General features: G+C 66.0%; 11 protein-coding genes. 3 read left to right on the forward strand and 8 right to left on the reverse strand.

All coding sequences use genetic code 11. The features are described 5' to 3' along the window. Nucleotides 1-2 precede the first annotated feature (2 nt). Nucleotides 3-3269: an acetyl-CoA carboxylase family protein gene (locus tag AT700_RS18205; protein WP_058207837.1), complete on the reverse strand. Its 3267-nt coding sequence runs from the start codon at nucleotides 3267-3269 to the stop codon at nucleotides 3-5. A gap of 227 nt (nucleotides 3270-3496) precedes the next feature. On the opposite strand from AT700_RS18205, the gene AT700_RS18210 reads away from it, so the two are divergent. Beyond that, nucleotides 3497-4417, forward strand: a complete 921-nt coding sequence (locus tag AT700_RS18210; protein ID WP_009876149.1) for a LysR family transcriptional regulator — start codon at nucleotides 3497-3499, stop codon at nucleotides 4415-4417. A gap of 15 nt (nucleotides 4418-4432) precedes the next feature. Here the strand turns inward: AT700_RS18210 and AT700_RS18215 are convergent, their stop codons facing one another. After that, nucleotides 4433-4774 (reverse strand): hypothetical protein, encoded by a 342-nt coding sequence (locus tag AT700_RS18215; RefSeq protein WP_003082903.1) that lies wholly within the window; start codon nucleotides 4772-4774, stop codon nucleotides 4433-4435. A gap of 80 nt (nucleotides 4775-4854) precedes the next feature. Beyond that, nucleotides 4855-5487 carry a response regulator gene (locus AT700_RS18220; RefSeq protein ID WP_003112415.1) on the reverse strand — a complete coding sequence of 211 codons (633 nt, stop codon included), beginning with the start codon at nucleotides 5485-5487 and terminating at the stop codon, nucleotides 4855-4857. 145 nt (nucleotides 5488-5632) lie between these two features. On the opposite strand from AT700_RS18220, the gene AT700_RS18225 reads away from it, so the two are divergent. Beyond that, on the forward strand, nucleotides 5633-7255 hold the full coding sequence (locus AT700_RS18225; protein WP_033943532.1) for a two-component system sensor histidine kinase: 1623 nt from the start codon (nucleotides 5633-5635) through the stop codon (nucleotides 7253-7255). Nucleotides 7256-7281: 26 nt separating this feature from the next. Here the strand turns inward: AT700_RS18225 and AT700_RS18230 are convergent, their stop codons facing one another. Both AT700_RS18230 and AT700_RS18235 read right to left on the reverse strand, forming a co-directional pair. Beyond that, nucleotides 7282-7698: a hypothetical protein gene (locus AT700_RS18230; protein WP_003082897.1), complete on the reverse strand. Its 417-nt coding sequence runs from the start codon at nucleotides 7696-7698 to the stop codon at nucleotides 7282-7284. A 15-nt stretch (nucleotides 7699-7713) separates the two neighbouring features. Continuing rightward, nucleotides 7714-7968, reverse strand: coding sequence for a hypothetical protein (locus AT700_RS18235; RefSeq protein WP_010792040.1), 255 nt, complete (start codon nucleotides 7966-7968; stop codon nucleotides 7714-7716). Nucleotides 7969-8473: 505 nt separating this feature from the next. On the opposite strand from AT700_RS18235, the gene cysC reads away from it, so the two are divergent. Further along, nucleotides 8474-9064, forward strand: a complete 591-nt coding sequence (gene cysC / locus AT700_RS18240; protein ID WP_019726016.1) for an adenylyl-sulfate kinase — start codon at nucleotides 8474-8476, stop codon at nucleotides 9062-9064. Between the two features lie 56 nt (nucleotides 9065-9120). Here the strand turns inward: cysC and AT700_RS18245 are convergent, their stop codons facing one another. The 3 genes from AT700_RS18245 to AT700_RS18255 are packed head-to-tail and all read right to left on the reverse strand — an operon-like array spanning nucleotide 9121 to nucleotide 12875. Continuing rightward, nucleotides 9121-10365, reverse strand: a complete 1245-nt coding sequence (locus AT700_RS18245; protein WP_034020572.1) for a sulfotransferase family protein — start codon at nucleotides 10363-10365, stop codon at nucleotides 9121-9123. Then, complete coding sequence (locus AT700_RS18250) at nucleotides 10366-12138, reverse strand: glycosyltransferase family 4 protein (RefSeq protein WP_025921064.1); 1773 nt, start codon at nucleotides 12136-12138, stop codon at nucleotides 10366-10368. Next, nucleotides 12135-12875 carry a glycosyltransferase family 2 protein gene (locus tag AT700_RS18255; RefSeq protein ID WP_261296569.1) on the reverse strand — a complete coding sequence of 247 codons (741 nt, stop codon included), beginning with the start codon at nucleotides 12873-12875 and terminating at the stop codon, nucleotides 12135-12137. The genes AT700_RS18250 and AT700_RS18255 overlap by 4 nt, the downstream gene beginning before the upstream one ends. Between the last annotated feature and the right edge of the window lie 41 nt (nucleotides 12876-12916).

A 12916-nucleotide genomic window follows, 5' to 3' on the forward strand; every position in this document is an offset into this window, starting at 1 on the left:
ATCTACCAGGTATCCACGAACGGCCGCTTGCGCCCCGCCCTCGGCACCGGTTCTCCGGCGACGGCCAGGCCGCGCAGGAGCCAGGCGCGTGTCTCCGCCGGGTCGATCACCGCGTCGATCTCCAGGTAGCTGGCCATGTTCAGCGCCTTGCCGTTGCGGTAGGCCTTGTCCACCATGCCGCGGAACAGCGCCTCGCGCCGCTGGGGATCTTCCTCGGCCGCCAGCTCCTTGGCGAAGCCCAGCCGCACCGCGCCTTCCAGGCCCATGGCGCCGAACTCGCCGCTGGGCCAGGCGACGGTGAACAGCGGCGAATGGAAGCTGCCCGCCGCCATGGCCTGGGCTCCCAGTCCGTAGCCCTTGCGCAGGACCACGGTGAAGAACGGCACCGTCAGGCTGGCGGCGCTGACGAACATCCGCGAGACGTGGCGCACCGTGGCCTGTTTTTCCGCCTCCGGGCCGACCATGAAGCCAGGGGTGTCGCAGAGCGAGACGATCGGGATGTCGAAGGCGTCGCACAACTGCATGAAGCGCGCGGCCTTGTCGCCAGCCGCGGCATCGATGGCGCCGCCGAGATGGCCAGGGTTGTTGGCGATCAGGCCGAACGCCCGGCCCTCGATGCGCAGCAGCGCGGTGACCAGGCCGGGAGCGAACTGGCGCCGCAGTTCCAGCACGCTGCCCCGGTCGGCCAGGACCTCGATCGCCTGGCGGATGTCGTAGGCACGCAGGCGGTTCTCCGGCACCAGGTGGCGCAACTCGCGCTGGTCGGCGCAACTCCAGTCGGGCAGCGGGTCCTGGAAATAGCCGAGATAGCGCCTGGCCACCGCGACCGCTTCGGCCTCGTCCTCCACCAGTACGTCGATCACTCCGTTGGGCCCCTGCACGCCCGTCGGACCGACCTCCTCGGCGGCGAAACGGCCCAGGCCGCCGCCCTCGATCATCGCCGGGCCGGCCATGCCGATGGTGGCGTCGCGGGTGGCGATGATCACATCGCAGCAGCCCAGCAACGCGGCATTGCCGGCGAAGCAGCGACCGGAGACCACTCCCACCAGCGGCACCAGCCCGGAGAGCCGGGCCATGCCGACGAAGGTATGGCAATCGAGGCCGGCGACGCCGACGAAATCGGTATCGCCCGGGCGCCCGCCGCCGCCCTCGGCGAACAGCACCAGCGGCAAGCGCCACTGTTCGGCCAGGCCGAGCAGGCGGTCGGTCTTCTTGTGGTTCATCACCCCCTGGGTGCCGGCGAACACCGTGTAGTCGTAGGCCAGTACCAGGCAACGCGCGGCCTGCACGCCGAAGCTGGCGGCCCCCACCGTACCGGTGCCGGCGACCAGGCCATCGGCGGGGCTCAGCTCCAGCAACTCCTCGGCGGAGCGCCGGCGACGCTGGGCGGCCAGGGCGAAACCGCCATATTCGCTGAAGCTGCCCTCGTCCAGCAGGTCGAGCACGTTCTCCCGCGCGGTACGCTGTCCGGTCTTGCGCCGCCTGGCCAGCGCCTGCGGACGACGCTCGTCGCCCAGCGCTGCCTGGCGCTCGAGTACCTCGGCGAGATCGGCGCGGATATGCGCCAGGTCCAGCGCCTGTTCGGTCGGTGCCTGCTCGTCGTCATCCTCCGTCGGTTCGAGGAACAGCAGCGTCGCGCCCTCCTCCAGAGGCTCCCCGAGGCTCGCCGCGAGTCGCCGGACGATACCGCCGCCGGGTGCCTTGACCTCGAATTCCATCTTCATCGCTTCCAGGATCGCGACCCGCTGGCCGGCACGCACCCGTTCGCCATCGGCCACTTCCAGGGCCACCAGCACCCCGCTGCTCGGCGCAGACAGCGGCAGGCTGCCGAGTGGCGCCTCGACCCGCGCAGGCGCGGCGTCCTCGGCGAGCGGGCACTCGGCGCGGAGCCGCGGATGGCTCGCCGGGATAGGCGCCAGCAGTGTCTCCAGGTGGCTTTCGACGAAGCGGGTGTCGACCCGGTTGGCCTGTACCGCCGGATGCAGCAGAAGGTTGCGCAGCAGATCCAGGTTGCTCGCCACGCCCTCCAGGCGGAATTCGCAGAGCGCCCGGTAGGCCCGGCGCAACGCGGCGGGATAATCCGCACCGCGCACGACCAGCTTGGCCAGCAGCGAATCGTAGCTGGGGCTGACCCGATAGCCGGCATAGCCGTAGCCGTCCACCCGCAGGCCGGGACCGCTGGGCGGTTCGTAGGCGCCGATAGTGCCCACCGCCGGACGGGCGCTGCCGTCGGCCGCCAGGGTCTCCAGGTTGATCCGCAGTTGCACCGCGCAGCCGCCGATCGCCGGCGGTCGCTCCAGGCCGAGGGCGGCAAGCTCCATGCCGGCGGCGAGACGCAACTGGGCGTGCAGCAGGTCGACCCCGGTGACTTCCTCGGTGACGGTGTGCTCCACCTGGATGCGCGGATTGGCTTCCATGAAATAGAAGCGCCCGGGGCGCTCGTCGTCGACCAGGAACTCGAAGGTACCGATCCCCCGATAGCGCACCGCGCCGGCCATGCGCAGGGCGCAATCGATCAGCGCCTCGCGAGTGGCCTCCGGCAGGTCCGGGCTGGGGGCGATCTCCAGCAGCTTCTGCTGGCGCCGTTGCAGGCTGCAATCGCGCTCCCAGAGGTGGCTGACCGCACCGCTGCCGTCGCCGAGCACCTGCACCTCGATGTGCCGCGCCCGCGCTACCCGTTGCTCGACGTATAACTCGTCCCGGCTGAACGCCGCCTGCGCCTCGGCACGGCAGCGGCGGTAGGCATCGGCCAGTTGCGCAACCTCCTCCACCGCGCGCATGCCACGTCCGCCGCCGCCGGCAAGGGCCTTGAGCATCACCGCGGAGCCATCGCCCAGCCCTTCCAGGAACGCCTCGGCCTCTTCGACGCTGACCGCACGGTTGATCCCGGCCACCAGCGGCACCTCCAGGCGCTCGGCCAGGGCGCGCGCGGCAGCCTTGTCGCCGAACAGGTCGAGCACTTCCGCTTGCGGCCCGACGAAGTGGATGCCCGCGCGCTGGCAGCGACGGGCGAATTCGCCGTTCTCGGCGAGGAAACCGTAGCCCGGATGGATCGCCTCGCAGCCCTGCTCCAGGGCCAGCGCGACCAGCCGATCCATGTCGAGATAGGCCGCCACGCCACGGCCGGCCAGCGGCAGCGCGACATCGGCCTTGCGCACGTGCAGGGACGCGGCATCGTCTTCCGCGAACACCGCCACCGAGCGGATACCCAGGTCGGCGCAGGCGCGGGCGATGCGAATGGCGATCTCGCCGCGGTTGGCGATCAGCAAGGCGTTGAAGGGGGAGCGGTCACGGCAGGTTCTCCGGGGAGCGGGTCAGGCGGCCGGCGAAAGGAGCTGGCCCGGCGGCGCGTTGGTCATCGTCGCAGGCATCTTAGGCAGCCGAAGGAAGCGGCAGAACTGAGGCTTATTCATCGACATCCATGAAGCCTATGCATGGTTCTATCGGCGAGCATGCCTGCTAGGCTGGCGCCTTCCCCAGACAGGCGCGCGCAAACATGAATCAGCCACATGAATGGTCGCCCCTCAGCCGTTTCGATCTGAACCTGTTCCGGGTCTTCGAAGTGGTCTATCGAGAACGCAACCTGACCCGCGCGGCGGGCCTCCTGCATCTCAGCCAGTCGGCCGTCAGCCACGCCCTGGCGCGCCTGCGCGACCAGCTCGGCGACCCGCTGTTCGTCCGCCAGGGGCGCGGGGTTGCGCCGACGCCGCTGGCCGAGCGACTGGCGCCGGGCATCCATGACGCCCTCGCCGGCCTGCACCGCAGCATGAATCGCTGCCAGACGTTCGACCCTCGGCGCGACGCGCGGACCTTCCAACTGAACATGCCGGAGCAACTGGAGCCGCTGGTGCTCCCGGCGATCCTCGCCCACCTGCGCCAGGCCGCGCCGCGCATCGAGATACGCTGCAACAGCCTGCACTGGGCGGACCTGAAGGCGGAACTGGGCGCCGGACGCATCGACCTCGCCATCGAGATCGCCCGGCCCACCGACGCCGCCCTGCGCCGCCAGCACCTGCTCGACGACAGCCTGTGCGTGATGGCCGGGCCGGGCTTCGCCGGCGAACTGAGTGCGGAGGAGTACCTGGCGGCGGACCATGTCGCGGTGACCTCGCGGCGACGCGGCATCTGCATCGAAGACCTGGCCCTCGGCCACCTCGGCCTGACCCGCCAGGTGCGCCAGCGCTGCCAGCACTACCTGTCGGCGGCGTTGCTGGTGGCCCAGGGCGGCTACCTGCTGACCCTGACCCGAGGCTACGCCGAACTGATCAACCGCGGCCTGGGCAACCGCCTGCTGCCGATGCCGCTGGCCCTGCCAGCGGTGACTCTGAATCTCTACTGGTCGCGCCAGGCCGACGACGAAGCCGGCAGCCTCTGGCTGCGCGGCGAACTGGCGGAGCTGGCGACGCGCCTGCGCTGAGCGCGGGCGCTGCGTCTAGGGCTTCGCCGCCTTGGCGCGGGCCTTCTGCAGCCACTGCCCGGCCTTCGCCGAACACTCCGTGACATAGGTCGTATCGATCGCGCAGCGCTCCCCGGTGGCCTTGAGCAGGTAGGCGGCATCGGCTACCTCGTAGTCGGTGTGCCGGCGCGGCGTACCGTTCGCCTGGGATTCGCGTTCGTCCTCGCGGATGTCGCAGTACAGCGCATTGCTGCGGGCGAACAGTTCTAGGCACTCGGCATCCTTGCCCAGCAATGGGTTGGCGCTGTCCTCGGCGGACTTGGAGCAGCCGCCGAGCAGCAGGCAGGCGCAGGCAATCGTGGCAAGCGGGCTACGCATGTGTCCGTTTCCTTGGCCATGGAGAGTGCGCCATTAAAACAGCCCCGGCGCCTCGGCGCACCCGCGGCGTGCCCATGGTGCTACTCCGCATCCCCCTGCCCCAGCAGCGCCCGGTACTTCACCGCCGCCGCGGTCCGCGACGGCACGTCCAGCGCCCGCAGCAGCGACGACACATGGATGCGCACCGTGTAGTGGGAGATGTCCAGGGCGCGGCCGATCTCCTTGTTGCTCTTGCCCTGGGCCAGCAGGCGCAGGACATCCAGTTGGCGCTCGGTGAGCCCCTCCAGGCGCGGGCTGGGCTGCAGCGGCAGGAGGCCGGAGGGTTCGTAGCGCACCAGCACTTCCCCGGCGCGGATGGCCAGAATCGCCTGGCCGAGTTCCTCGGGCGCGATGCTCTTGCCGAGGAAGCCGTCGGCCCCTGCGTTCATCACTTCGCCGATGAGCTGCGGGTCGTCGACCATCGAGACGACGATCAGGGTGGTGCGCGGGAACCGGCGGCGCAGGTCGGCGAGCATCTCGATGCGGGTCAGGCCGGGGAAACGCAGGTCGAGGATCAGCGAATCGGGCTGCTCGCCTTCGTCAGCCAGGCGCAGGACCCCGGCGAGATCGCCGGCCTCCTCGATCCTGGCCTCGGGCAGCAGGCGCTGGAGGATACTCAGCATGCCCTCGCGAAACAGCGGATGATCATCGGCGACGATGATGCGGCCAGTCATTCTTGTAGTCTCCAGGAGTCGCAGTTTCCGCCGCGCATGCTACCTTAGCCCGCTACCGCCGCGCCCACCCTTCGTCCGTCTTCGTGACGAAGGGGGCGAAACAGAGGAAAAGGCGCGCGGCGCTCCCATGCACACGGAGGTGCACATGAAGTTCGAGAAGAATACCGAGCTGGACCAGGCCAACCTGCGACTGATCGTGGCCACCTGCGCGATCCTCTACGTGGTGCTGATCGGCCTGCTGCCCGGCCTGAAGGTCGAGACCTACCTGCCGATCGTTGCCTACTACGGCCTGTTCCTGATCGCCTCCATACTGCTGCGCCAGGCCATCGTGCGCTGGCCGGGGCACTACCCGGCGCGGCGGATCTTCTGCATGCTGCACGACTACGCCGGCACCTCGTTCGGCCTGATCGTGGGCGGCGAGGCAGCGCTGCCGCTGTACGCGGTGATGGTCTGGATCAACCTGGGCAACGGCATGCGCTACGGCTCGCGCTACCTGGCCATCGCCACCGCCCTGGCGCTGCTCGCGCTACTGGTCATCTATCGACTGACCCCGGCCTGGCAGGCTCAGCCGTTCATGGTGCTGATGCTGATGACCACCAGTACCGTCATTCCCTTCTACGCGCACCTCCTGCTGGAGCGCACGCGCAAGGCCACCGAGGAAGCGTTGCAGGCGAACCAGGAGAAATCGCGCCTGCTGGCCCAGGCCAGCCACGACCTGCGCCAGCCGATCCACTCCATCGGCCTGTTCACCGCCTGCCTGCGCGACGCCCACCTGGGCGAAGAGGAACGGCGCCTGGTGGACAACATCGACCGCTCGCTGCTCAACGTCTCGCAACTGTTCCGCTCCATTCTCGATCTCTACACCCTCGACAACGGCCGGCTCCAGCCCAAGCAGGAGAACGTCCACCTGGGCGAGTTGCTGCGCGACCTGGTCCGGCGCAACGCCGAAGCGGCGCGCTGGGCCGGGGTGGAACTGCGCCTGCGCCCTTGCCGCCTGTGGACGCGAACCGATCCGGGGCTGCTGTCCACCATGCTGCAGAACCTGCTCTCCAACAGCCTCAAGTACGCCGCCGAGCGCCCGCTGCTGATCGGCGTGCGGCGGCGAGGCGACGGCCTGGCCGTAGCCATCTACGACCAGGGCCGGGGGATCGCGGAGGAACACCTGCCGCGGGTGTTCGAGGAGTTCTACCGGGTACGCGAGACGCGCGACCGCGACGTCGAGGGAATCGGCCTGGGGCTGTCCATCGTCCGCCGCCTGGGGCAGTTGACCGGGATCGAGGTGACGCTGCGCTCGCGGGTCGGACGCGGCACCGCGGTGACCCTGCACGGCCTGCCGGCGGTCGCCGCGCAAGCCCTGCCCCGCCGCGACGATCCCCTGCAGGCCGGCCTGCTCACCGGCTTGCGGGTGTGCCTGGTGGAAGATGATCGCAACGTCCTGCGCGCCACCTCGGCGTTGCTCGAACGCTGGGGCTGCACGGTCCAGGCGGAAACCGAGGCGGACGGCTGGCGAACCGATTGCGACATCCTCGTCGTCGACTACGACCTCGGCCCCCACGCCTCCGGCGTCGAGTGCATCGAGCGGGTACGGCGGCAACGCGGAGAGGCGATACCGGCGCTGGTGATCAGCGGCCACGACATCGAGCGTATCCAGGCCAGCGTCGAAGACACCGACATCGCCCTGCTCTCCAAGCCCGTGCGCCCCACGGAATTGCGCGCCACCCTGCGCGCCCTGCGCGAGCGCCCGGTGGCCGCCAGCCACGCTTCCTGAGACAAGGCAGGTCGAGGAGCTCAGGCCTACGGCGGGCCGTACTTGATGCCGGCGCAGCCGTGGGACAGCAGCAACTCGCCGTCGTCGGCCTCGAACTGGGTGATCCGCTTGCTCTTGTCGACGGTGACGGAAATGATGCAGCGATTGGGGTGGTTGACGGTATCCCAGTAGTTGGTGTTCACCATCACGTTGCCCTGCATCTCCGAGCTGGAGCCCACCACTTCATAGCGGGAATAGCTGGTGTCGGTGTACCACTGCATCACCACCTGCGAGCCGTCAGCGGTGCGCTCCATGTTCTGCGGCGTACCGAAGAAGGCTATCGCTTCCTCGGCGGAACGGCCCTTCCACTGGCTGCGGGCGTAGACCTCGGGCAGCGTGTCCATCTGGATACAGCCGCCCAGGGAAAGCGACGCCAGTAACGGCGCGATGAATATCCGGCGCATGGGTTGACTCCGTGTCTAGGGGTTCTTCGGCGGGTTGCCAGGCAGCAGGTCGAAGGTTCGCAGGCCCGGCGCGGCGTCCTGCCCGGACGCTTGCGCGCGGTTCGCCTGCTCGGCCACGGCCATTCCGCTCTGTGCGCCGACGGGTTTCCTCGACGCCGCAAGCGAACGCCCACCGGCAGAGAACGACTCGCGCGCCGGCTCGTCGCCGCTGCCGAAGCACCACCAATCGCTGGCCTCCGGGCCGGTGGCGAGTACGGATTGCCGAGTCATGGTTCCTTCCAAGTCGCGTGCGTCCTGCACAACCGGTTTCCGCGAAACGCGGGGATCAAGGGCGGGACTATAGCGTCGCGGCGAAGAAGCTCGAATAGCACAGAGGTACTATTTTCTCGGCTCGTCCGATCGGGAAGTCACCTGCGGTGAGTTCCGGTCGAAGCGGCGCCATTCCATCGACCAACTCTGCGCCCCGGAAAACGCTGGATGCGTTCCCCTGCGTTCTCGGTCTCCAACAGCACCCTCGCGACCGAACACTGCACGGCCATGGCTGGAAGACAAGTGAAACCAGCCACTTGCTTAAATACCTAAGGGAAAGAACATCCTACTGAAAATAAAGAAATTTCTTATACGCACTTATTTGGCGCAACGTTAACTTAACTAACTGCACAAACACGCCCTGACCGCGCATTAGAAGAAGTACCGGCCCCCAACGGAATCCAAGTCCAACTTCGGGAGCCCCCCCTTCCCATGCAGTTAACCAATCCTCCAGGCAGAAACAGCGATGAACCCTCGTGAACATGGAAAACGATCGATCGATAACGAGACACGCAGTGCGCTCAAGCACCAACGCCCAGCGGTCATCTGGCTGACCGGGTTGAGTGGCGCTGGAAAATCCACTATTGCGAATGCCCTGGAACTAGCGCTTTTCGAACAGAAGAAACATACGTTTCTCCTGGACGGCGACGATCTCCGCCTTGGCCTGTGCCGAAACCTTGGCTACAGCGACGAAGATCGCACCGAGAACATTCGAAGAATCGCGGAAGTGGCAAAGATCCTGCTGGAAGCCGGCCTTATCGTGATCGTGGCAACCATCTCGCCATTTTCGCGAGACAGGCGCCTCTCTCGGGAACTTATCGGCATCGAGCATTTCATCGAGGTCTTTGTCGACACGCCGCTCTCGGAATGCGAGAGAAGAGATCCCAAAGGCCTGTACAGGAAAGCACGCTCGGGCAAGATAGAAAACTTCACCGGGATCGACTCGATCTACGAAACGCCCGCACAGCCGGACATAACGATCGATACACTTTCAGAAGACCCCAACCTGGCGGTGAAGCGAATCATTTCCTACCTGGAGACGAACCAGCCAGCCTGACAAGATGATTAGGCCTGGAGGCACGAACCGTCCACCGCACCACTTCCAGCTTGCGCTCAGGGACACCCCGTCTCGCTGCCGAACAGACGGGACAGGTTTCGCAAGGGTTTCGTGAAACGCCAGAAGCGACTGTCCAATATAGCCATCAAACGGGCGTGAGTATCATCGCGATCTATCTGCGTGCGCCGTAGCAAGTTGTCCGTTTCGGCGAGAGTGCGCTGAGCGGAAACAAGCTCTTCGCGACACGCCGACAATCGCCGAGAAAGTTCCCGCATGGCTCGTTCGTTCTGTTCGTCCCGAGCACCGGCCTCAAGCAAGCGATCTCTCAGTCCATCGTTCAGTTGCCTCTGTGCGGTACAGCTCATGGCCAGGTCAGCCACCTGCTCGCTGAACCGCGTCATGCTCTCGTTGTGGGACGAAGCCGATTGCCAGAGTTGCCTGTCCAGCTCCCCCACGTACTCCAGCAACGGCATCGCTCTGCTGAATTCCCGCTCCAGGCCTTTCCACCCTTCGATGTCGAACCGGTCCACGGCAAGCTGCTGCAGTGCCTCATGCACCTCGAGCAGCGCCTGAAAGCTTCCCGCTGCGGCAGCCAACGCGCTCGCATCATGGGATGAGTGACGCAATGCGACATCCAGGACATCACCGACGAAGCGGGCACAAGCCGACTCGTCCACCGGCAAGGAAAGTCGATGGCCAATACGGCCCAGTTCCTGTTGCGGCAGAGCCAGCAATCGATCGTAGTCGACCACCACGGCCCCCTTGTGGAGCGCCCACTGCATCGAGCGACAGGAGTGTTCGTACCAGAGCATCAGGCTCTTTTCCCGACTCAAGTGGTCACGGGCAGCAAGAGACTCCGCGACACTAAGAGGATGGCGAGCCGCAATGACATAGTCGACCCATAGCCCCAATGCATCGAACGCGGCTTGCCAGATCGGCATCAGACGCGGCATACGCGGATCCTTGATACCCAGCAGCGCCTTGCCTGCCAGTAGCTCAGTCAAAAGCGCCATGGCCTGCTGGACGATCTCTTCGAATCGCTCGACGCCCAGCACCCGGCGACTGGACAACCCGACGTCGCCCGACGAAAACCCGCACAGGGCCAGGACTCTGTCATTGAAAGCCACCAGGCGGGCATCTTCCCAGTATCCCTTGGGGTTGTCCGGCCTGGGTGGGATCAGATTCTCGCCAAACTCAACCCCGAGCGCCTCGAGTCCGGCGGAAAGTACGCTCGTACCGGAGCGATGCATGCCGAGAATCACCACCACCCTGGGCGTCATGGATGAAACCTCCCTATTCATTCAGTGTTTCCTGATCTTTTGCCAAAGCGCCTTCGCCCCGAATGTGCGCAAGAAGAACACCCCCTTCGCGCATCGCTCCAGGAATCTTGAAAAACGGCCGTGCTTCTGGATATCCAGCCGGCAGCGCAATCCGTTTGCCAGTCGGTAGGACGCCCATTGCATGGACAGCCTGGCCGCCCCCAGGGCAGGCACCGGACTATCCGTGCAAACGCCGCATGGAGTCGAAACCGGCACGCGTTCCAGCAACTCCCGCAAACGCCGCTCGAAAAGAGACAAGGTGAATGCTTCGCGGATGCGGCGTGCGGAGTTCTGCCCCATCCGCCTCAGCATTTCCGGTTCGCGCATGAGGCTCTCGAGCCTAGCGGCGTAATCCCTGGCCTCTCGTTCGGCATCGCGCCGCGGAACAAGGAAGCCGCAGTGGGCAGAGACCAGTTCTGCGTGACCGCCGACATCGGCTGCGACTATGGCCATTCCGCACGCCATCGCCTCGTAGAGAACCAGTGCGATACCTTCGCCGGCCGATGGCAGGAAAAATATATCGGAGGCCTGGAACAACTCGCGCAACGCAGCCTCGTCCTGCCAGCCCAGCATCCGTACCCGCCCGGCCAAGCCATGGCGCCGGAGGTCGTTCCGCAGCTCCCCTGCCAGCTCGCCATCGCCCAGCACCAACGCGACGAAATCACTACCACGGCGCGCCAACTCGCCAAGGCTGGCGGCAAACAGCTCCGGTCGTTTCTGCGCGCAGAGCCGCCCCGCATAGGCGATCACTACGCACTGCGGAGCTATTCCCAGGCGCGCCCGGACCTTCGCGCGCGTCAGGCTGTCGGGTTTCCACGAGTCCACATCGGCGAACCAGTGCAACACCTCGACCTTGCTCGCCTCGACGCCACGGTCGAGCAGCCAGTGGCGCAGGTGCCCGGATACGACCCAGTGCCTGTCCAGCAAGGCAGTGCATCGAGCGGCTCTACCCGGATGGCCGCCATCGTCCCAGCCCTCCTCCATATGATTGAGGTCGACCACGGGCAGGCCCGGGTAGCGGGTCCGGACGTACCCCAGCACGTCATAGGCGAATGCAGAGTTGGAAAGCAGCATCAGGTCGGGTTGTCGACTGTCCACCAGATAAGCAAGGAAGCCGCAAGCTTTCTCGGCAGACAGAAAGTCCGGAAGCACCCAGACATCCGCAGTGAGCGCGGTAAAACGATCCCGCCACCGATGCTCGGCCGCCAGGCTGGCGACCACCGTCAGCATCCAGCCCTCCCGGGCCAAGGCTCGAAGCAGATCCAGATTGCAACGATCCGCTCCGCCTGGCTCAAGCCAGGGCGCCAGCAGCAACAGGCGCTTTCCCGGGGCCTTAGGCAAGCTCCCCGGCGCCAGCATGGCCGACGAGCAAGGCTGCCTGCGCCCGTTCAGCCTTGCGCCAATACGGCCCTCGGGCAACGACCTGCGACTGACGAAGAGGTCGCCGCGTCGCGCATCTTCGCGGAGTTCGACCCACGGCAGGGTCGGTCGGGACAGCAGGAACCAGATCGCCTCTTCCAGAGCAGTCGCCCTCAGGGCTGCCGGTGCTCGCGGCAAGTACAGTACCGCCATCCCCTCTACCGGAAGACAGTCACTGTCCACTCCTGGGCAATGAATCCAGCGCCAGCGTTTCAGCGTCTGCGTCTCGAGAAATGCGGCGATTCGTTCGAGCTCCTCCACGCTGCAATCGCAGGCCGTGAGGATGGACAGCAACGGCACGGCATCGGCGACGGGACCTCGCGAAAGAACCTTCACCACGCCGTCCTGCCCACGGAAAACACCTTGGAGATTCCGCGGGTCCGCCTGAAGTTATCGATGAAAGCCGACCATTGCCGCTCGTGCAGCAGGTCGTCCAGCCAGTAGATGGCGCTCGCCCTCTCCAGCAGCCAGCCCGGGAGTTTTCGGCACCCACCGGCAATGACGAAAACCGTCGAGGACGCTGGCAGCTCATCGAATTGTCGACGCCATGCGTTCCAGTCCTCGGTGAGCGGCGCGTCGGCCACCACGGCTACCGCATCGGATATGACGGCGTTGTATTGGTCGGCGCGGGAGAGGTTGAGCAGAGGAGGATATGCCCAGCAGTCGTAATAGCCTTGCCGCTGCGCTCGAAGAAATGGACTCCCTCGATAGAAGCGAGGATGGCGAGTCCGCATGCGCTTGTAAGAACTCAAGGCATGACGTTTGCCGGTCTCCAGTCTGGAGCCGACCTGGCGGTGATAGAACAACAGGGGTTCCCTGATCAGCCTGCCTCGCACCCCACATCCGACCAGGGCGATCCAGAAATCCCAATCCTCGAACTGTGCCTGCCTGGCTTCGTCGAAACCGCCTACCGCCAGCCAGTCATCGCGATGAAAGATCGCAGAGACACAGAACGGATTGAAGTAACGCAACAGTCCGGGATGAAAGCCGGCGGAACGATGCAGCCGCTGCTCCTCTCCCACCACCTGGACCCAGCTGTACGCCAGGCGGACGCCAGAGTTTCCCTCCAGCAAGACCAGGCACTTTTCCAAATAGGTGGACGCCAGCCAGTCAT

It is taken from the genome of Pseudomonas aeruginosa (genome assembly GCF_001457615.1).
Lineage (GTDB): Bacteria > Pseudomonadota > Gammaproteobacteria > Pseudomonadales > Pseudomonadaceae > Pseudomonas > Pseudomonas aeruginosa.